This is a genomic window from Serratia sp. D1N4, assembly GCF_054552755.1.
Genome location: NZ_CM137274.1, coordinates 3,372,872 through 3,390,810, shown reverse-complemented (window position 1 = coordinate 3,390,810; position 17,939 = coordinate 3,372,872). Strand labels below are relative to the sequence as shown.

The window sequence follows — 17,939 nt, the reverse complement described above, 5'->3', positions numbered from 1 at the left end:
CCTCCTTTTATACCGAGATCGCTATGCATATCACCTTGCGTCAACTGGAAGTCTTTACCGAAGTGCTGAAAAGTGGCTCAACGACGCAGGCCTCGGTGGTATTGGCCTTGTCACAGTCGGCGGTCAGCGCTGCGTTGGCGGACTTGGAAGGGCAACTGAATGTGTTGTTGTTTGATCGGGTAGGCAAACGATTGGTTATCAACGAACATGGCCGCTTGCTGTACCCGAAAGCGTTGGCACTGCTGGAGCAGGCCAGTGAAATAGAGCAGTTATTCCTGCATGACAATGGTGCGTTGCGCATCGCGGCCAGCAGCACCATCGGCAACTATATGCTGCCCGCGATGATTGCCCATTATCGCAAAGATTTCCCGACCACGCCGCTGGAGCTGAATGTGGGGAATAGCCAGGATGTGATTGGTGCAGTGGCGGATTTTCGCGTCGATCTCGGCCTGATTGAAGGGCCGTGCCATATGCCTGAATTGGTTACCCAGCCGTGGCTGGAGGATGAGTTAGTGGTGTTTGCCGCACCGGATAGCCCTTTGGCCCGGCAACCCCTGACCATGGCCGCGCTGGCGAGTGCGCCTTGGATCCTGCGTGAGCGCGGTTCGGGTACGCGAGAAGTGTTGGATCACCTGCTGCTGGCGCATTTGCCGAACTTCCAACTGGTGATGGAACTGGGCAATTCCGAAGCGATTAAGCATGCGGTACGTCATGGTATCGGTATCAGTTGCCTGTCTCGGCGTGTGGTGGAGGAACAACTGGCCAGCGGCGTGCTGGTGGCGCTGAAAATTCCGCTGCCGCCGTTGATACGGACGTTGTATCTGATCCATCACCGCCAGAAACATATCTCCAACGCTCTGCAACGTTTCTTGAGTTACTGCGTTCTGCCTGTCGAGGCCTGAGAAGATATCAGGCCCGTTGCTAATAATTGCTGCCGGATTATGAAGCTATCTTATATCAGCGCAATGTCACTAGTGCGTGGGCGGGTATTTGTTACAATCCGCCCTCATTTTTTTGACGAGCAGTAGGGTAACAATGGCTCAGCAGGATATAAAAACATCGGGGCAGCAAGCACCCGGATTGCGCCGCGAACTGAAAGCGCGGCATTTAACCATGATTGCCATCGGCGGTTCTATTGGTACCGGCCTGTTTGTCGCCTCTGGCGCGACAGTTTCGCAGGCTGGCCCCGGCGGCGCACTACTTTCCTACGCACTGATCGGTTTGATGGTTTACTTCCTGATGACCAGCCTGGGCGAATTGGCCGCGTTTATGCCGGTTTCCGGTTCGTTCTCGACCTACGGTGCTAAATACGTTGAAGAAGGTTTCGGTTTCGCGCTGGGTTGGAACTACTGGTACAACTGGGCGGTTACCATTGCCGTTGACCTGGTAGCAGCACAGTTGGTAATGAACTACTGGTTCCCGGACACGCCGGGCTGGATCTGGAGCGCCCTGTTCCTCAGCCTGATGTTCTTGCTGAACTACATCTCGGTCAAAGGTTTCGGTGAAGCGGAATACTGGTTCTCGCTGATCAAAGTGACCACGGTGATTATCTTTATCGGCCTCGGCATACTGATGATTTTCGGTATCTTGAAGGGCGGTGAAAATGCGGGCTGGCAAAACTGGACCATCGGCGATGCGCCGTTCGCCGGCGGTTTCTCGGCGATGATCGGGGTGGCGATGATTGTCGGCTTCTCCTTCCAGGGGACTGAACTGATCGGTATCGCGGCCGGTGAATCCGAGGATCCGGGCAAGAACATCCCGCGCGCGGTGCGTCAGGTGTTCTGGCGTATCCTGCTGTTCTATATCTTCGCAATTCTGATTATCAGCCTGATCATTCCTTACACCGATCCGAGCCTGCTGCGTAACGATGTGAAAGATATCGCCGTCAGTCCGTTCACCTTGGTATTCCAGCATGCTGGCCTGCTGTCTGCCGCTGCGGTAATGAACGCGGTGATCCTCACGGCGGTGCTGTCTGCCGGTAACTCCGGGATGTATGCTTCAACGCGTATGCTGTTTACGCTGGCTTCGGAAGGAAAAGCCCCGCGCATTTTCGCCAAGCTGTCGAAAGGCGGCGTGCCGCGTAACGCGCTGTATGCCACTACCGTGGTGGCGGGGCTGTGCTTCCTCAGTTCGATGTTTGGCAATCAGTCAGTTTATCTGTGGCTGCTGAACACGTCCGGGATGACCGGCTTTATCGCCTGGCTGGGGATTGCCATCAGTCACTATCGTTTCCGCCGTGGCTACGTGATGCAGGGGCTGGATATTAACGATCTGCCATACCGTTCCGGCTTCTTCCCGCTGGGGCCGATCTTCGCCTTTGTTCTGTGCTTGATTATCACGCTGGGGCAGAACTATCAGGCGTTCCTGGAAGACAAGATTGACTGGTACGGCGTGACCGCGACCTACATTGGTATTCCGCTGTTCCTGATCATCTGGTTCGGTTACAAGCTGACGCGCGGCACCCGCGTGGTGAAGTACAGCGAAATGGAATTCCCGAAGTGGGATTCGAAGTGATTTATTAAGATTATTATCGGATTTGAAAACCAAAGGGGCCACTAATGTGGCCCCAAAACTTTTTGTATCAATAAGAGAATCATTTCGGTACGGTTTTCTTCTGCAATACGAAGAAAATCACAGCCCCATGCTGTTCTTAGACGTGCGGCAACTGAACCGGCTTGAATAATGGGGTCAGCTTGGAAACATCCACGGTTTTTTCGGCTTTATCCAGGCTATAAGCTTCTTGTAACTTGAGCCATAACCGTGGGGAGCCGCCTAACACCTTCGACAATTTTATCGCCATTTCCGGGCTAACTGCAGCCTGGCATGAAACCAGCCGTTGTGCCGTTGAGGGGGCAACATTAAGTGCCCGAGCCAGTTCGCGAATACCCAGATTGAGTTCATCCAATGCGTCTGCAATGATCTCTCCAGGGTGAGGGGGGTTATGCATTTTCATTAGTGGTAGTCCTCATAATTGACAATATAAGCATCACCCTCGATAAATTCGAAGGTCACTCGCCAGTTTCCTGACACCGTAATGGCCCATTGTCCTTGCTTGTCTCCTGTTAAAGGATGCAAACGATATCCTGGAAGATTCATTTCACTAATCTCCTCAGCCTCATTCAATACAGCAAGGCGTTGGCGGAGTTTGTTTGCATGTTGGGCATTGATCCCTGATTGAACACCTTGTTCAAAGAATTGGCGCAATCCCTTGTGCTTGAAACTTTTTATCATGCTCCCTACCGCTCCTTGTTGCGTAACAAGGAGCAGTGTAATGGGGTGTTCCCTGTTACGCAACAATGTTGTTGCGGGTCATTCATCAGGATATACGCATGGTTTGACGCGGCGGTCTGCCGCCGCGCTTTCCCATATCAGAAGTTATAGGTCATACCAACGGTATAACGGCGGCCATCCAGAACGGTGTTGTAATGATCGTAATCGACGGTTTTGTCGAAAATATTGTATACCCCACCGGTCACCGTCAGATGTTTGTTGGCCTGGTAGCTCAAACCGGTATCAACGAAGGTATAAGACGGCGTGCCTGTGGCCATCGACGTGCGGCTCAGGTATTCAGAGGTTCTGCTACGGAAGTTGAGGCGTGACCACAGGCTGACGTCCTGCGTGGCTTTCCAGTCCAGCGTGGTGTTGAACATGTGCTTTGGCATCTGGTTCAGGGGTTTTCCTTGTTGCGCTCCGCTTTTCTGTTCCGACTGGGTAAAGGTGTAGTTGGCCGTCAGGTCCCAGTCTTTGCTGATTTCCCAACCCAGGGTGGCTTCTACACCACGCATATTGGCTTCATCCACGTTGATGCGATCGCTGATAAAGTAATAAGGCGTATTACCGATGAAGCATTCAGGTGAACCGCTACCGCTGTCGCAGCGGCGCACTTCGGTGATTTTATCTTTGAAGTCGGTATTAAATAGCGTGACTCCGGCATTCATTCCTTGCTGATCGTCCCACAGCAGGCCGATTTCCTGGCTCAGGCTCTTTTCCGGCTTCAGATCGGGGTTACCAATGATGATTGAAGTTCGGCCACCCCCGGTGATCTGCCCCCAATTGGCGGAAGACTGGCGCAGATCGGGTGAGCGATAACCGGCAGAAACACCGCCTTTCAGCGTCCATTGCTCCGCCAGATGCCACACGCCGTACAGGCGCGGCGTCCAGTGGTTGCCATAGTTCTGATCCTGGTCCATGCGGACCCCGCTGGTCAGGGCAAAATCGTTGGTTATTGACCACTCATCTTCGGCAAACAGTGCCCAACTCCAGCGCGTCAGGTTATTCAGGCCGTCGGCGGCAGCAAGCTGATTACCTTCATCATGCAGATCTTCATAGCGGTACTGCCCACCCAGATTAAGCAGGTGATCGCCAAGATCAAATTGCGTTTGCGTATTGAAGATGGTGTTGTTCAGCTTCATTTCGCGGCCAGGGTTGTTGGTCTCCTCGCGTTGAATATAGCTGTTGGTGTTACCAAAATCGTAATAGCCGTTGTGGGTGATCGAATACTGGGTGCGCTCGTAGCGGCTATTGCTGGCACTGTTCGGCGTACATTTGCCGTTGCGGCAGTTCTCTGCCGCCATTGATACGCCCGGCGTGCTGTCGCGATCCTGCAATGAGCGGCCAATTTCAACGTCAACGCCGTTTTTTTCATCTGGGGTCAGGCTGAACACCGCCGTACCACTGCGCATCCGCTGTTCGTTATAGCCGTTGATAATCTGGTCTTCAGCGCGGCGTGACAGCAATCCGTTGACCCGCAGCCCCAGCAGGCCGTCGATCAGTGGGCCAGAGGCAAAAGCGTTGGTCTGGAAGATATCACCGGAATGACGATCTTCCTGGAAGGTAGCATCGCCGTGCAGAGAGCCCTTCCATGCCTGGGTGGTAGACGTTTTACGCGTAATGATGTTGATGACGCCGCCCATGGCATCTGAGCCGTAAAGAGAAGACATCGGCCCACGTACCACTTCGATGCGCTCAATCGCCTGCAACGGTGGCAGCCAACCTTGTTCGATACCGGCACCGTCGCTGTTAGGCCGGGTGCCACGGGTATCAACACGCTTGCCATCAACCAGAATCAGCGTGTACTTGGAGGACATGCCGCGAATGCTGATATCGCTGCTGCTGGCTCCACCGGTGACTACCACGCCTGGAACGTCCTTCAATGCATCGGTGATATCACGATAAGCCCTGGTTTCAAGCTGCTGGCGGGAGATGACTGAAATAGAGGCCGCTGAGTCTTGGATCCTTTGCTGGAAACCGGAGGCGGTGACCACCATGGTGTCCTGTGATTCCGCCAGTGCCGTGCTGCTGGCGAGTGAAGCGAGGATTAATGCGGTCAGTTGGTTATAACTTGGTTTTTCCATGAGATAAAGATTCCTGGCCCGATATTATTAATTAATTGATTTAAAATGAAATAGGGTTTTTCACCGCGACGGTTTCCGCTCTTTGGTGAAGCCTCGGGCTATTGTAAGGAAATAAATATGAATGTAAATGCAAATGATAATCCGTATCATTTGCATGTGTAATTATGTGGTGACGTGGTATGGCAGGAAAAGGCGAAAGATAAAATACGGGTGCTAATATGTTGCAACCGTGGTCAGAACCTCAATGGTTCCGGAGATGGTAAGAAACCGATGAGTGAGGGCAACAGGCTGTGCGCTATTGCCCCCTCGGTCTTGGCGTGTCAGAAGGTGGTGGGGGTGTGTGCGCTGATGATTCGGCAGACGCGCGTCGACGTATTGCTGAAACTGTGGGGCATTCCGGTGTTGATGGCATAGCTCTGGCCCGCTGTCAGCAGGTAACTCTGGCCGTTGACCGTCAGCATGATTTCGCCTTCAAGCAGGGTGCCGATCTCTTCCCCCTGATGCTTGATCTTCTCACCGGTGGTGGTGCCGGGCTGGTAGGTTTCCAGCATCATGGCCAGGTTGCGCGTCGGGCTGCCGTTATGCACCAGCTTCATGGATACGCCCTGGCTGCCGATCTCGATCAGGTCTTCTGGTTCGATGACCACTTTGGGCTCATCCCGCCGTTCGGGTTCGGCAAAAAATTCAGACAGTGATAATCCATAGACCTTTAGCAGCTTCTGCAACGTACTGATGGCAGGGCTGACTTTGTCCTGTTCAATGGTGCTGATGGCACTGTGGGTTAATCCGGACAGTTCGGCGACCCTGCGCTGCGACAAACCCAAATGTTGACGGATCTGCGACAGGCGCTTGCCTGGTGCCAAGCTGACTTCGCTCATAGCGGTAGTTCCTTCTGATAGGGGCGACAGGCTGAGGTAATACCCGGAGCCGGGTACCTGTCGGAGTGATATCGATACAATATGATATCGGTAGTTGGGCAGCTATTGGAAAATATATTGCCCATATTCACCGTGGCTCTGGCGGAAAAAATAATGTACACAAAAACGCCAAACAACGCCTTTTCGGTCAATATTTTATCAATTTAGCAGCCCGTGACGAATAATCAAACGTGATTGTAACATTTGCAAAGCAATTCTGTTAAGGCTATGTTTCATTTAATGGGTGTTATTTCGAGCGCTGCTTCAGGCGCACTCTACTAGAGAATTCAGACCATGTGTTGAATCGATCGGCAAGCGAATGCGCGAGCATTCCCAAAAGCACAACGGCGGGTGATGTATGCAAACCAATAGCGCAGCAGTTGAAAATTTTGCACAGCATAGTGAAGATAGGCGAAGTAGCGCGTTCCAAAGTGAGGTTGCTCACTACTTGGAACGCCATCCTGCCACACAGTATATCGATATCCTTCTCAATGATTTGAATGGTTCCTTCCGCGGCAAACGTATTCCCATCTCCGGGCTGAAAAAAATAGAAAAAGGCTGCTATTTCCCCGCATCCGTGTTTGCCATGGATATTCTTGGCAACGTGGTGGAAGAGGCCGGTTTGGGCCAGGAACTGGGTGAGCCTGACCGAATTTGCATTCCGGTGCCAGGAACGTTAACGCCATCGGCGGCAGATCCCGAGCATATCGGCCAGGTATTGCTGACCATGCTGGATGAAGATGGTACTCCCTTTGACGTTGAACCTCGCAATGTCCTGAATCGAATATGGCAGACATTGCGCCAGCGTGGATTATTCCCGGTGGTAGCGGTAGAGCTGGAGTTTTATCTCATCGATCGACAGCGGGATTCTGAAGGCTATCTGCAACCGCCGTGCGCGCCCGGAACGCAGGAGCGCAACGTACAGAGCCAGGTCTATTCGCTGGATAATCTCAACCACTTTGCCGGAGTGCTGAACGATATCGACGCACTGGCACAGATGCAGGGCTTACCGGCCGATGGTGCGGTGGCAGAGGCGTCGCCAGGCCAGTTCGAAGTGAACCTGAATCATACCGACAATGTGTTGCAGGCCTGCGATCATGCGCTGGCGTTAAAACGCCTGGTGCGGCAGGTGGCAGAAAACCATCACATGCATGCCACCTTTATGGCCAAACCCTACGAGGATTATGCTGGCAGCGGGATGCACGTGCATATCAGCATGGTGGACAGCGCGGGTAAAAATCTGTTTGCCGAGCCGAATGGTGAAGACTCGGCGCTGCTGAAGCGTGCCTTGGCCGGAATGATCACCCTGATGCCCGCCTCCATGGCGCTGTTGGCCCCTAACATCAATGCGTTCCGCCGTTTTCAACCGGGCATGTATGTGCCGGTCCAGGCTTCCTGGGGGCACAACAACCGTACCGTAGCGCTGCGTATTCCCTGTAGCGATGTGGATAACCACCGCGTGGAGTATCGGGTAGCCGGGGCTGATGCCAACCCTTATCTGGTGGTGGCGGCGATCCTGGCGGGCATACTCTATGGGCTGGATACCGAACTACCGCTGCCTGAACCGGTAACCGGTAACGGTCTTGAGCAGGAAGGCGTGCCATTCCCGATCCGCCAGAGCGATGCATTGTACGAGTTTGAGCATCAGCATGAACTGACCCGGCATCTTGGTGAGCGTTTCTCGCACATTTATCACGCCTGCAAGATGGATGAACTGATGCAATTCGAACGGCTGGTTACCGAAACCGAGATCGACTGGATGTTGAAAAATGCCTGAATGAGCCTTCAGCATCTGCCGAGAAGAGGGTTTTCCGCGCGATCGGCAAAAGAATTTGTGTAAGAAGGTTTCTGGAGCTTGTCTTCCGGTGGTTTTCTAGGGCAAAATATCCCCATGAAGATAGCCGACGTTTTAACGCGTCGGTTATTTTTTTGCATTTACGTTCTACAAACTGTGAATTTCACACACCAAGCGAGGCCGGACATCGAGCCGGATAGATAAATAGGTTCGTCGCGATCAACCAAAACTCTATGGTCGTGACTCATGAGGATTAGAAAGATGGGGCAATTTTTCACTTTAGCACCGGTACCCGCCGGTTTCCGCTGCGGCCGCAGCGATTATGGAGCAGTCAAGGCAGTATCGACTTGTTATCCAGCTTCCCTCATCCCCCTTTTAGAATTCAGTCGCACGTTGCGAAGTTTCCCCGCAACCTTAAGTCTTGGCGTGTCTCTTATCCGCAAGGCAGAAGGTAAGGGGGGGCTGCGCGATGTCCGATAACATCATCAGCGCCGCACCAGCCGGCCAGCGCGCTCAACTGCGCAAAACTCTCACTTTGGTTCCGGTAGTCATGATGGGCCTGGCGTATCTGCAGCCGATGACTATCTTTGATACCTTTGGCATTGTCTCCGGCCTGACCGATGGTCACGTCGCTACCGCCTATGCCTTTGCTCTGCTGGCGATCCTGTTTACCGCGCTGAGCTACGGCAAACTGGTACGTAAGTTCCCGTCTGCGGGTTCTGCCTATACCTATGCTCAGAAAGCCATCAGCCCACACGTTGGCTTTATGGTGGGCTGGTCATCGTTGCTGGACTACCTGTTCATGCCGATGATCAACATCCTGCTGGCAAAAATTTACCTGGAAGCGATCTTCCCAGGCGTGCCTTCATGGATCTTCGTCGCGGTGCTGGTTGCGCTGATGACGGCTTTCAACCTGCGCGGCATCAAGTTGGTAGCCAACCTGAACTCCATTATCGTGGTGGTGCAGGTGGCGATCATGATCGTGTTCCTTGGCCTGGTCATCCATGGGATTTCCAACGGCGAAGGGGCGGGTACGCTGGTCAGCAGCCGCCCGTTCTGGTCTGATAATGCCCATGTGGTGCCGATGATTACCGGTGCGACCATCCTGTGCTTCTCGTTCCTCGGCTTTGACGGCATCAGTTCGTTGTCGGAAGAAACCAAAGATGCAGAGAATGTGATCCCGAAAGCCATCTTCCTGACGGCGCTGATCGGCGGCATTATCTTTATCGTGGTGTCTTACTTTGTACAGCTGTACTTCCCAGACATTTCACGCTTCAAGGAGCCGGATGCATCACAGCCTGAAATCATGCTGTATGTGGCTGGCAAGTTCTTCCAGTCGGTGATCCTGGTATTCTCCTGCGTGACCGTACTGGCTTCAGGTATGGCTTCTCATGCGGGTGTATCACGCCTGATGTATGTGATGGGCCGTGACGGCGTATTCCCAGAGCGCTTCTTCGGTTATGTGCATCCGAAATGGCGTACTCCGGCGTTGAACGTGCTGCTGGTGGGGGCGATTGCGCTCTCTGCGGTGTCGTTCGATCTGGTAACCGCGACGGCGTTGATCAACTTCGGTGCGCTGGTGGCGTTTACCTTCGTAAACCTGTCGGTGATTTCGCAGTTCTACATCCGTGACAAGCTGAATCGTACCCTGAAAGAGAAATTCAATTATCTGGTCCTGCCGGTGTTAGGGGCGCTGACCGTGGGTGCACTGTGGATCAACCTGGAGTCCAGCTCAATGACGCTGGGCCTGATTTGGGCTGCGATTGGCCTGATCTATCTGGCGTTTGTCACCCGCAGTTTCCGTTTGCCGGTACCGCAGGCGAGTGAAGACGTTGCTTAACTGAAACTGTCTGTTAACCACATGACAAAGGGCGCAATTTGCGCCCTTTGTTGTTTCGGTTAGCCCACCAACTGCTTACCGTAATCAAACAACGCCTTCAATAGCGCTGTTTTCTCTTGATCCCCTTCATGCAGGTTATACAGCGCTTCTAACTGCAACAGATAGTTTTGCACTCGCTCGGCGTTGAGCATGGCTTGGCGATGCTGCAGCCAGCGGCGCTGCTCGGCATCATCCAGCGTGTTCGGGTAATTGCGCGCACGGTAGCGAAACAGCAGTTCTTTCACCCGGCCATCGTTAAAGGTTAAATCCAGCGCGGGCAGATTCTGCGGTTTGGTCTGCTGGATAATTTTCATGGCAGCCCTGTCGGCATCGCTGAAAAAGCCGTCATACAGTTTGGCATCCACATCGTCGATCGAAGTAAAGGGTTCAGCCTCGGCATACAGGGCTACCACCTTTTCTCTAATTTCCGGGTGTTGGCGCAGCACCTGCAAATTTTGCAGGCAGGCTTGGCGATCGATACCCAATCGTTCGGCGTTTTCCGGCAGCAGCGTTTTAGCCGGCGCCAGCACCGGGCACTTGTTGATATGTACCAGCTTAATCGGCACCGGTGCCTGATTGGCGGCCAGCCGATCGCGCCGGGTATAGAGACGCTCACGCAGTTCATCGGCGCTCAGTTCCAGTAGTGGCGTGATGTCACCGGCTAAGTCGCACATGATTACCGCGTTTTTGTTCTCTGGGTGCCAGGCCAGCGGCGAAACCCAACTGGTGTTGCCGCGTGTGGCACCAAACATGCCGGAAACATGCACCAACGGGGTCATCTCGGCAATGTCGATCAACGCGTTCAGTTTGTGTTTATTGCGGTGCTGTAACAGATAGTCAAACAGTCGGGGTTGCGCCTGCTTGACCAGCTTGGCCATGGCAATGGTCGCGTAAACGTCGGCCATTGCATCGTGGGCATTCTCGTGTTCTATGCCGTTGGCACGCGTCAGGTGTTCTAAGCGAAAGCTGGGGAAACCCTCTTCATTTTCCGGCCAGTGGATACCCTCAGGACGTAATGCATAGCAGGCACGCATCACATCAAGCAGATCCCAGCGCGAATTGCCGTTTTGCCAACTGTAAGCGTAGGGGTCATAAAAGCTGCGATAGAAGATGTTGCGGCTGACTTCATCATCAAAACGAATATTGTTGTAGCCGAGAATACAGGTGCCGGGCACGCTGAACGCTTGGTGGATCTGCCGGGCAAATTCGGCCTCATTCACCCCTTTGGCCAGGGCCTGTTGCGGCGTGATGCCGGTGATCATCACTGCTTCCGGGTCGGGCAGGTAGTCATCGGCCGGAGCACAGTAGATGATCAGCGGTTCTTCGATGATATTGAAATCCATATCGGTACGCACGCCAGCGAACTGCGCTGGGCGGTCCATCGATGGGCTTATGCCAAAGGTTTCGTAATCGTGGATATAAAATGTAGCCGGAGCCTTGCTGCTCAAAATCGCATCTCTTTATTGGCGTAGGTAATATGCCTCTATTGTAACGGTGCCATGAACGATGCCAAGCAGTGGTTTAGCTTAAGCAAAGAAATGCGGGTGATTACGCATTGCGATAGTAGAGCAGGCGTTGATGAAAGTAGTTGAGCAGATGAGCAGGCACGTTTTCTTCGGCATTTTCTAGCCCCGAAGCATGTCCGTAGCGTTCATTATAAATAACGCTTAGGGCTAACAGGTCGGTGTGGATCTTTTCGCGTTCTTGCTTGGGCAAGTTATCCAGTTTTCGCACCATATCTTTCTCCTTGAACGAAAAAGCATCATAGGACCGCAGGGCGAGTTTGTCGCTACCCCATTTAGGGAGGACGCTTGCAGAACAGAACGATTCTGACTCAATAGGCTATATCAGGGAATTAAATCAGGCTTAGCGTCAATGTTATATAAACAACTACTAATAATATGGGGAATAATGTGACTAAACGCCACGTGGATGTTTCAAAATATCCCTTAAGACAATATTAATAAAATTAATTTCCAGCCCACTTGGTTCCTATTTAATTTTCGTTTACATATTCAGGCATACAATCCAGCACATTCAATGCAATATGGGTATCCAGTATGAAAACGCTTTTATTGACCGGTGCTACGGGCTTTCTCGGTGGTGCAGTGCTCGAGAATTTACTGATTGATAATCAAGATATTAACTATCTTTTTCTGGTGCGTGCCGAGGATAAACAGCAGGGTTTGAACCGTATTTGTAGCAATATGGAAAAGTTTAATATTGATAAATGTATTCTGGATAAACTAACAACAGAAAATATTTTACTGGGTGACTTAAGCGAGCCCGAACAATTTTTGGCAGACACACGTATTAACAATGTCACTCATGTGGTTAACTGTGCCGCCGTGGCTTCATTCGGTAATAACCCGCTTATTTGGAAAGTTAACGTTGAAGGAACTTTGGCTTTTGCGCAAAGAATGGCGCAGGTTAAAGGATTAAAACGTTTCCTGCATGTAGGCACGGCGATGTCCTGTGCTCCTGAACCTGGCTCGTTAGTGGCAGAAAGCGCGGAATTTGAGGAAACTGCCGAGCATTTGGTGGAATACACCCGCTCCAAATCGACGATTGAGCAACTGATGCGGCAGACTTGCCCACAATTGCCATTGGTGATTGCGCGGCCTTCGATCGTAGTTGGCCACACGCGTTTGGGCTGCCAGCCTTCCAGCAGCATTTTCTGGGTATTCAGCATGGCGCTGATGCTGCGTAAGTTTATGTGTTCGTTGCAGGACAATATCGACGTGATCCCGGTGGATTATTGTGCTGACGCGCTGGTGATGTTGCTGAACCGCGATACGCTGGATAACGACGTTTATCATATCTCTGCCGGTGAAGAGAGCAGCGTCAGCTTTGCCGATATCGATCACGCCATCGCGGCAGCGCTGGAGAAACCACCGGTTGGCGATCATTATGCACAGGTCAGTTACGAGGCTCTGCTGCAAATGCGCAGACAACTGAAGGATATTTTCGGGCCGTGCAATGAGCGCCTGATGCTGAAAGCGATGCGCCTGTATGGCTCATTTGCCATGCTCAACGTGCGGTTTAGCAATGAGAAAATCCTCAAGCTGGGCATGCCGAAGCCGCCGCGCTTTACCGATTATATTGCCTGCTGCGTGCAGTCGACGCGTGGGTTGTCGATACCTCAGCAAATGGTGGTGGATTTTAAATAACAGGCAGGGCATCCGCAGCGATGCCCTGCTTGCTCACCAGGATGAGGATGACCAGAAGACGCGGCCCAGCACCACCAGTTGGTCTTTGCGCTGCGGATAGCTGAGATGCTCATCCTGATATTCTTCCCGGTTCAGTGAGCGGATAACGACGCCGCCGTCGGGCTGTTCGATCAGGACTTTGACCCGCAACAGGTTGCCATGGCGAATGGCATAGGTTTTCCCTTCGCGGATACGGATATCGGCGGTGTTGATGCCTACGACATCACCATCTTGCAGGCGCGGTTCCATACTGGAGCCGGAGATGCGGATAATACGTGCTGCATTGACCGGTACGCCCATTTTATGCAGGTAGTAGCGGCGGAATATCAGCGAAAACTCTTCACAATCAACGATTTCATAGCAACCGTCACCGGCAGAAAAATCGATATCCAGCAAGGGGATCTCCACAAATTCTTCTTTGTCCTGATCGGTATCCTCCCAGACGACGGGCCTGAGCCGCGCGGGTTGGAAATCGGACTCCGCTGCAACGTCGGCAAAGGGATGCTCCAGTGCTTTTTCATGGAATACATCGAACCAGCCTTTCGGCAAGCTCAGCTTAGCTTCGATGCGCCGGGCGAGGTTATCGCCCAGATTGCGGGAGGATTTTTCACCGGTGATCTGGCTCAGCGTTGGCGCAGAAGAATCTACCAGTATGGCAAATTCATTCTGGTTGGTGCCTTGGCGGGCATAATGCGCCATCAGATCGCGCAGATTATTGCGCCTAATTTCTTTAGTTTCCATTGGCCGATGATCGCACCCTTTAGCAAAAAGGTAAATCCTTATGCGACAGAAAAGGGGCCCCGTATTTAGCGCTGAGCTAAATGCCCATAGGGTTTCTCGCAAGGTGGGAAACATCTTTGTACATTCAACGTTATACGTAAGTGTTTTTCCTCCACTAGAATAAAATTTTATGGCTTCGTCGGTGATGACAACGTGCGCTTAGACCGAGAGATCTCTTCTGTTGAACGCCTGCTTTATCGCAACTACCGCATTGTTCACGGTGTGCGTATCGGGCTGGCGTTTATCATTACCTTCCTTTTGCTGCGCACGCTCAAGGTGCCGGAAGGCATCTGGCCGCTGATCACCCTGGTCGTCGTCATGGGGCCGATTTCTTTCTGGGGCAACGTGCTGCAACGAGCGCTGCAGCGCGTCTCCGGCATGCTTTTGGGGGCGGTTTCTGGCCTGATTGCGCTTTATCTCGAATTTCACTCGCTGCCGCTGATGCTAATCTGGTGCGGCATCGTGATGTTCTTCTGTGGTTATCTAACGCTGGGTAAACGGCCTTTTATGGCGTTGTTGATCGGTATTACGCTGGCAGCGATGTGTGGTGCTGGGGCGGAAAATATGCCGGTTGCCCTGTGGCGTGGCGGCGATGTGATTTTAGGCTCGATATTGGCGCTGTTGTTCACCAGCATCTATCCGCAGCACGCATATATGCTCTGGCGCATGGAGATGGCCGATTGTTTGCAGTCTGTCGGCCAGATCTACGGTGCTTACCTGTCACCTAATATGCTTGAACGCCCACGCCTGGAAACGCGGATGAAACAGTTACTGGCTCAGGTGGTCAAGCTACGCGGGTTGCTCCAGCCAGCCAGCGAAGAAACCCCGATTCCCGAACAGGTATTCGAAGCGGTGCAAACCCTGACCCGTAATCTGGTGTGTACGCTGGAGCTGCTGGTTGGGGCTTACTGGGCCTCGCGAGAAACCCGCTTTATTCTGCTGAACGCCAAAACCCTGCGCAGTGCGCAATTGCTGACGCTGCGCTCGATCGAATCGCTGGCGGATATGATGCGCTACGGTGAAGTGCGAACGGAGTCAGGGGATCTGAGCGAGATCGCCTGCGAGCTCAAAGCCCTGATGCAGGAGGCCAGCGCTGAGCAGCCCTGTGATGCCTCGATCTGCGGTTATATGTGGCTGAGTATGGAACTGGCGCAACAGCTTGAGGAATTGAGTGATTTGCTCAAGGTATGTACGTCCCGCGTGCGGGAATAGGGTGTTAGATCATGAAGGCGGTGCTTCGGGTTTTGGCTGGGGCGCTAAAGTGGGTAAGATAGGCCAATGGGAGTTGTGCCTGACGGGCACAAACCTGTATCTTGGAGTGATTGTGGCCGTCAGCAAATGAATCTGTGTATTACTAAAGCAAGGGTATGAAGATGGATAATGCAAATAAGCCGAGTTTTCAGGACGTACTGGAGTTTGTGCGTATGTTCCGCCGTAAAAACAAGCTGCAGCGTGAAATTACCGACAACGAAAAGAAAGTTCGTGACAACCAGAAGCGTGTGCTGCTGCTCGACAACCTGAGTGAGTACATCAAACCAGGTATGAGCATTGAAGATATTCAGGGCATTATTGCCAACATGCGCAGTGATTATGAAGATCGTGTTGACGACTACATCATCAAAAATGCTGACCTGTCTAAAGAGCGCCGTGATTTGTCCAAAAAGCTGAAAGCCATGGGCGAAGTGAAGTAAATTTTCTACTGTCAGGGCTGGCACTTTCCAGCCCTGCATGTTCCTGCTGAATCCTCTTACGCTGCCTGTATTTCTGCTACAAAACCCATTCTGAATTATCGTGTTACGCATTGATTTTTTAAGCTGACATAGCAAATCAGCCTGGACCCGCTACGCTTAGAGTATCGTCTTGCAGCAAGCCTTCTGGTGATTGTTTTGACGCAGTGCGGTGGCTTAATCCATGTTGCCGCTGTTTTTGAACAATGAAGTGTAAATCAGTCTGATATTCATAATTTTCATGAATAATAAAAATGGTACTTTACTCATAGATGAGCCACTAATTTAGCTATGTTGCGATGACGTAGCCCGGTAAAGGGTAACAGGTTCTTTTTATGACAGAACAACAGCTCAGCGCATTGCTCAATCTGGACGACACTGTTCATCCCCCTCGCGTGTTGGCACGCGGTGATTGGGTGCTTGCACACTACCGACTGCTGGAGCCTGGCGTCAGACAATTGCAGACTCGGTTGCCCGATAATGCGGCGTTTGATCTCAGCCAGTTGGGCGTTCTTGATACCGCCGGGGCCACATTGCTGGTCAACCTGCTTGGCATCGAGCGGATACTCAACCTCAGCCAGACTGCGCCTTCGTTGCCTGCTGAACGCCGCGTTCTGCTGGAAACCGTCGGCCGTTCTCTGCAAGGGTTTGAGCTACCGGAGCCAGAAACACCACCGAGTTTACTGGTTGAACTGTTGGCCAATATTGGCCAATCCATGACCAGTTTCTGGCAAAACTTTATCGATCTGCTGGGGTTCATTGGCCTGACTCTGCAAGCGCTGTTTGGCAGCCTGCTGCGCCCTTCACGCTGGCGGCTCACCTCACTGGTGGCCAATATTCAGCAAATCGGCCTCAACGCGGTGCCCATCATTATGCTGCTGACCTTCCTGGTTGGCGCGGTTATCGCCTTCCTGGGCTCAACGGTGTTGGCTACCTTTGGTGCCGGTATTTTTACCGTCCATCTGGTGGTGTTTTCCTTCCTGCGTGAATTTGCCGTGTTGCTTACCGCCATATTAATGGCGGGCCGAACCGCCAGTGCGTTTACCGCGCAGATTGGCCTGATGAAAGCCAATGAGGAAATCGACGCGATCCAGGCGTTGGGGCTGAATCCGGTGGAAATGCTGGTGCTGCCACGCGTATTGGCGTTGCTGATTGCGCTGCCGATGCTGACCTTTGTCGGCATGATCAGCGGGATCTTTGGTGGCGCGATGGTATGTGTGCTAACGCTGGATATCTCGCCTACCATGTTTTTGACCATCATGCAGGGTAGCGGCGGATTGCAGCATTTCCTGGTAGGGATGAGCAAAGCGCCAGTCTTTGCCTTCCTGATTGCTATTGTCGGGTGCCTGGAAGGGTTCAAAGTCAGTGGCAGCGCCGCCTCGGTAGGGGCGCACACCACCTCCAGCGTAGTACATTCAATCTTTGTGGTGATCCTGCTTGATGCCGTCGCCGCACTGTTTTTCATGGAGATGGGATGGTGAACCAAGCAGCCCCTGAAGCCATTATTCGCATTCGTAAATTGCGTAACTGTTTTGGCAAACAGTGTGTTCATGAGGATCTTGATCTTGATGTCCGGCGTGGTGAAATTCTGGGCGTTGTCGGCGGCTCTGGCACTGGTAAATCCGTGCTGTTGCGCAGTATCGTTGGGCTACGTCGCCCAACGGCGGGGCAGATTCATGTTTTTGGCGAAGATTTGATGGCGCTTTCCGGCCTACACCGTTCCACGCTGGAAAGGCGATTTGGCGTGCTGTTCCAGCGCGGAGCGCTGTTCAGTTCGCTGACCGTCACCGAAAACGTGGCATTGCCGCTGATTGAATACGCCGGATTACAACGCAGCGATGCGGAACAACTGGCTCAGGTAAAACTGGCGCTGGCGGGTTTGCCTGCCACCGCGGGCAATAAATACCCGGCATCACTTTCTGGCGGCATGGTGAAACGTGCCGCACTGGCCAGAGCCTTGGCGCTGGATCCGGAAATTCTGTTTCTGGATGAGCCCACCGCCGGGCTGGATCCGATCGGTGCGGCGGCCTTTGACAGCCTGATCCGTACGCTGCGTGATGCGCTGGGGTTGACGGTGTTCCTGGTCACCCACGATCTGGACACCCTCTATACTATCTGTGACCGGGTTGCCGTGCTTTCGCAGAAAAAGGTGCTGGTGGTTGATTCGCTGGACGTCGTGGCCGCCACCGATGATGCCTGGATCCAAGAGTACTTCCATGGCCCGCGTGGGCGGGCTGCGCAACAGGCCGTAACGAACATTCGAGAGAGGCAATAAGAA

17 protein-coding genes are annotated in these 17,939 nt (G+C 52.8%); 10 read left to right on the top strand and 7 right to left on the bottom strand.

The window, feature by feature from the left end:
* The first annotated feature begins 23 nt into the window (after window positions 1-23).
* Together yieE and ACX1CU_RS15210 are read left to right on the top strand one after the other, a co-directional pair.
* On the top strand, window positions 24-902 hold the full coding sequence (yieE, locus tag ACX1CU_RS15215) for a DNA-binding transcriptional regulator YeiE (RefSeq protein ID WP_459399115.1): 879 nt from the start codon (window positions 24-26) through the stop codon (window positions 900-902).
* Between the two features lie 133 nt (window positions 903-1,035).
* Window positions 1,036-2,514 carry an amino acid permease gene (locus ACX1CU_RS15210; RefSeq protein WP_459399114.1) on the top strand — a complete coding sequence of 493 codons (1,479 nt, stop codon included), beginning with the start codon at window positions 1,036-1,038 and terminating at the stop codon, window positions 2,512-2,514.
* Between the two features lie 136 nt (window positions 2,515-2,650).
* Here ACX1CU_RS15210 and ACX1CU_RS15205 read toward each other — a convergent pair whose 3' ends face one another.
* The 4 genes from ACX1CU_RS15205 to puuR form a co-directional block, all read right to left on the bottom strand.
* Window positions 2,651-2,953, bottom strand: a complete 303-nt coding sequence (locus ACX1CU_RS15205; protein WP_459399113.1) for a HigA family addiction module antitoxin — start codon at window positions 2,951-2,953, stop codon at window positions 2,651-2,653.
* Window positions 2,953-3,231, bottom strand: coding sequence for a type II toxin-antitoxin system RelE/ParE family toxin (locus ACX1CU_RS15200; protein WP_459399112.1), 279 nt, complete (start codon window positions 3,229-3,231; stop codon window positions 2,953-2,955). The genes ACX1CU_RS15205 and ACX1CU_RS15200 overlap by 1 nt, the downstream gene beginning before the upstream one ends.
* Window positions 3,232-3,368: 137 nt before the next feature.
* The gene (locus ACX1CU_RS15195) at window positions 3,369-5,354 is read right to left on the bottom strand and encodes a ligand-gated channel protein (RefSeq protein ID WP_459399111.1); all 1,986 of its coding nucleotides are present in this window, start codon (window positions 5,352-5,354) and stop codon (window positions 3,369-3,371) included.
* Window positions 5,355-5,674: 320 nt separating this feature from the next.
* Window positions 5,675-6,232 carry an HTH-type transcriptional regulator PuuR gene (gene puuR, locus ACX1CU_RS15190; RefSeq protein ID WP_459399110.1) on the bottom strand — a complete coding sequence of 186 codons (558 nt, stop codon included), beginning with the start codon at window positions 6,230-6,232 and terminating at the stop codon, window positions 5,675-5,677.
* A gap of 397 nt (window positions 6,233-6,629) precedes the next feature.
* Here puuR and ACX1CU_RS15185 point away from each other — a divergent pair, with 397 nt between their 5' ends.
* Window positions 6,630-8,048 carry a glutamine synthetase family protein gene (locus ACX1CU_RS15185; protein ID WP_459399109.1) on the top strand — a complete coding sequence of 473 codons (1,419 nt, stop codon included), beginning with the start codon at window positions 6,630-6,632 and terminating at the stop codon, window positions 8,046-8,048.
* 487 nt (window positions 8,049-8,535) lie between these two features.
* Window positions 8,536-9,906, top strand: a complete 1,371-nt coding sequence (locus ACX1CU_RS15180) for an APC family permease (RefSeq protein ID WP_459399108.1) — start codon at window positions 8,536-8,538, stop codon at window positions 9,904-9,906.
* A 59-nt stretch (window positions 9,907-9,965) separates the two neighbouring features.
* Here ACX1CU_RS15180 and sbcB read toward each other — a convergent pair whose 3' ends face one another.
* The gene (sbcB, locus tag ACX1CU_RS15175) at window positions 9,966-11,393 is read right to left on the bottom strand and encodes an exodeoxyribonuclease I (RefSeq protein ID WP_459399107.1); all 1,428 of its coding nucleotides are present in this window, start codon (window positions 11,391-11,393) and stop codon (window positions 9,966-9,968) included.
* 100 nt (window positions 11,394-11,493) lie between these two features.
* The gene (locus ACX1CU_RS15170) at window positions 11,494-11,682 is read right to left on the bottom strand and encodes a DNA polymerase III subunit theta (protein WP_459399106.1); all 189 of its coding nucleotides are present in this window, start codon (window positions 11,680-11,682) and stop codon (window positions 11,494-11,496) included.
* Window positions 11,683-12,005: 323 nt separating this feature from the next.
* Here ACX1CU_RS15170 and ACX1CU_RS15165 point away from each other — a divergent pair, with 323 nt between their 5' ends.
* Window positions 12,006-13,115 carry an SDR family oxidoreductase gene (locus ACX1CU_RS15165; RefSeq protein WP_459399105.1) on the top strand — a complete coding sequence of 370 codons (1,110 nt, stop codon included), beginning with the start codon at window positions 12,006-12,008 and terminating at the stop codon, window positions 13,113-13,115.
* Window positions 13,116-13,148: 33 nt separating this feature from the next.
* Here the strand turns inward: ACX1CU_RS15165 and ACX1CU_RS15160 are convergent, their stop codons facing one another.
* The gene (locus ACX1CU_RS15160; RefSeq protein ID WP_459399104.1) at window positions 13,149-13,895 is read right to left on the bottom strand and encodes a S24 family peptidase; all 747 of its coding nucleotides are present in this window, start codon (window positions 13,893-13,895) and stop codon (window positions 13,149-13,151) included.
* A gap of 192 nt (window positions 13,896-14,087) precedes the next feature.
* On the opposite strand from ACX1CU_RS15160, the gene ACX1CU_RS15155 reads away from it, so the two are divergent.
* From ACX1CU_RS15155 to ACX1CU_RS15135, 5 genes are all read left to right on the top strand, one after another.
* Window positions 14,088-15,146 carry an FUSC family protein gene (locus ACX1CU_RS15155; RefSeq protein WP_459399103.1) on the top strand — a complete coding sequence of 353 codons (1,059 nt, stop codon included), beginning with the start codon at window positions 14,088-14,090 and terminating at the stop codon, window positions 15,144-15,146.
* A 1-nt stretch (window position 15,147) separates the two neighbouring features.
* Window positions 15,148-15,276 (top strand): hypothetical protein, encoded by a 129-nt coding sequence (locus tag ACX1CU_RS15150; RefSeq protein ID WP_459399102.1) that lies wholly within the window; start codon window positions 15,148-15,150, stop codon window positions 15,274-15,276.
* 31 nt (window positions 15,277-15,307) lie between these two features.
* A complete protein-coding gene (tmaR, locus tag ACX1CU_RS15145; protein ID WP_459399101.1) occupies window positions 15,308-15,625 on the top strand; it encodes a PTS system regulator TmaR in 318 nt (105 codons plus the stop codon).
* Window positions 15,626-15,996: 371 nt separating this feature from the next.
* On the top strand, window positions 15,997-17,142 hold the full coding sequence (locus ACX1CU_RS15140) for an MlaE family ABC transporter permease (protein WP_459399100.1): 1,146 nt from the start codon (window positions 15,997-15,999) through the stop codon (window positions 17,140-17,142).
* Window positions 17,136-17,936 carry an ABC transporter ATP-binding protein gene (locus ACX1CU_RS15135; RefSeq protein ID WP_459399099.1) on the top strand — a complete coding sequence of 267 codons (801 nt, stop codon included), beginning with the start codon at window positions 17,136-17,138 and terminating at the stop codon, window positions 17,934-17,936. The genes ACX1CU_RS15140 and ACX1CU_RS15135 overlap by 7 nt, the downstream gene beginning before the upstream one ends.
* Window positions 17,937-17,939: the final 3 nt, after the last annotated feature.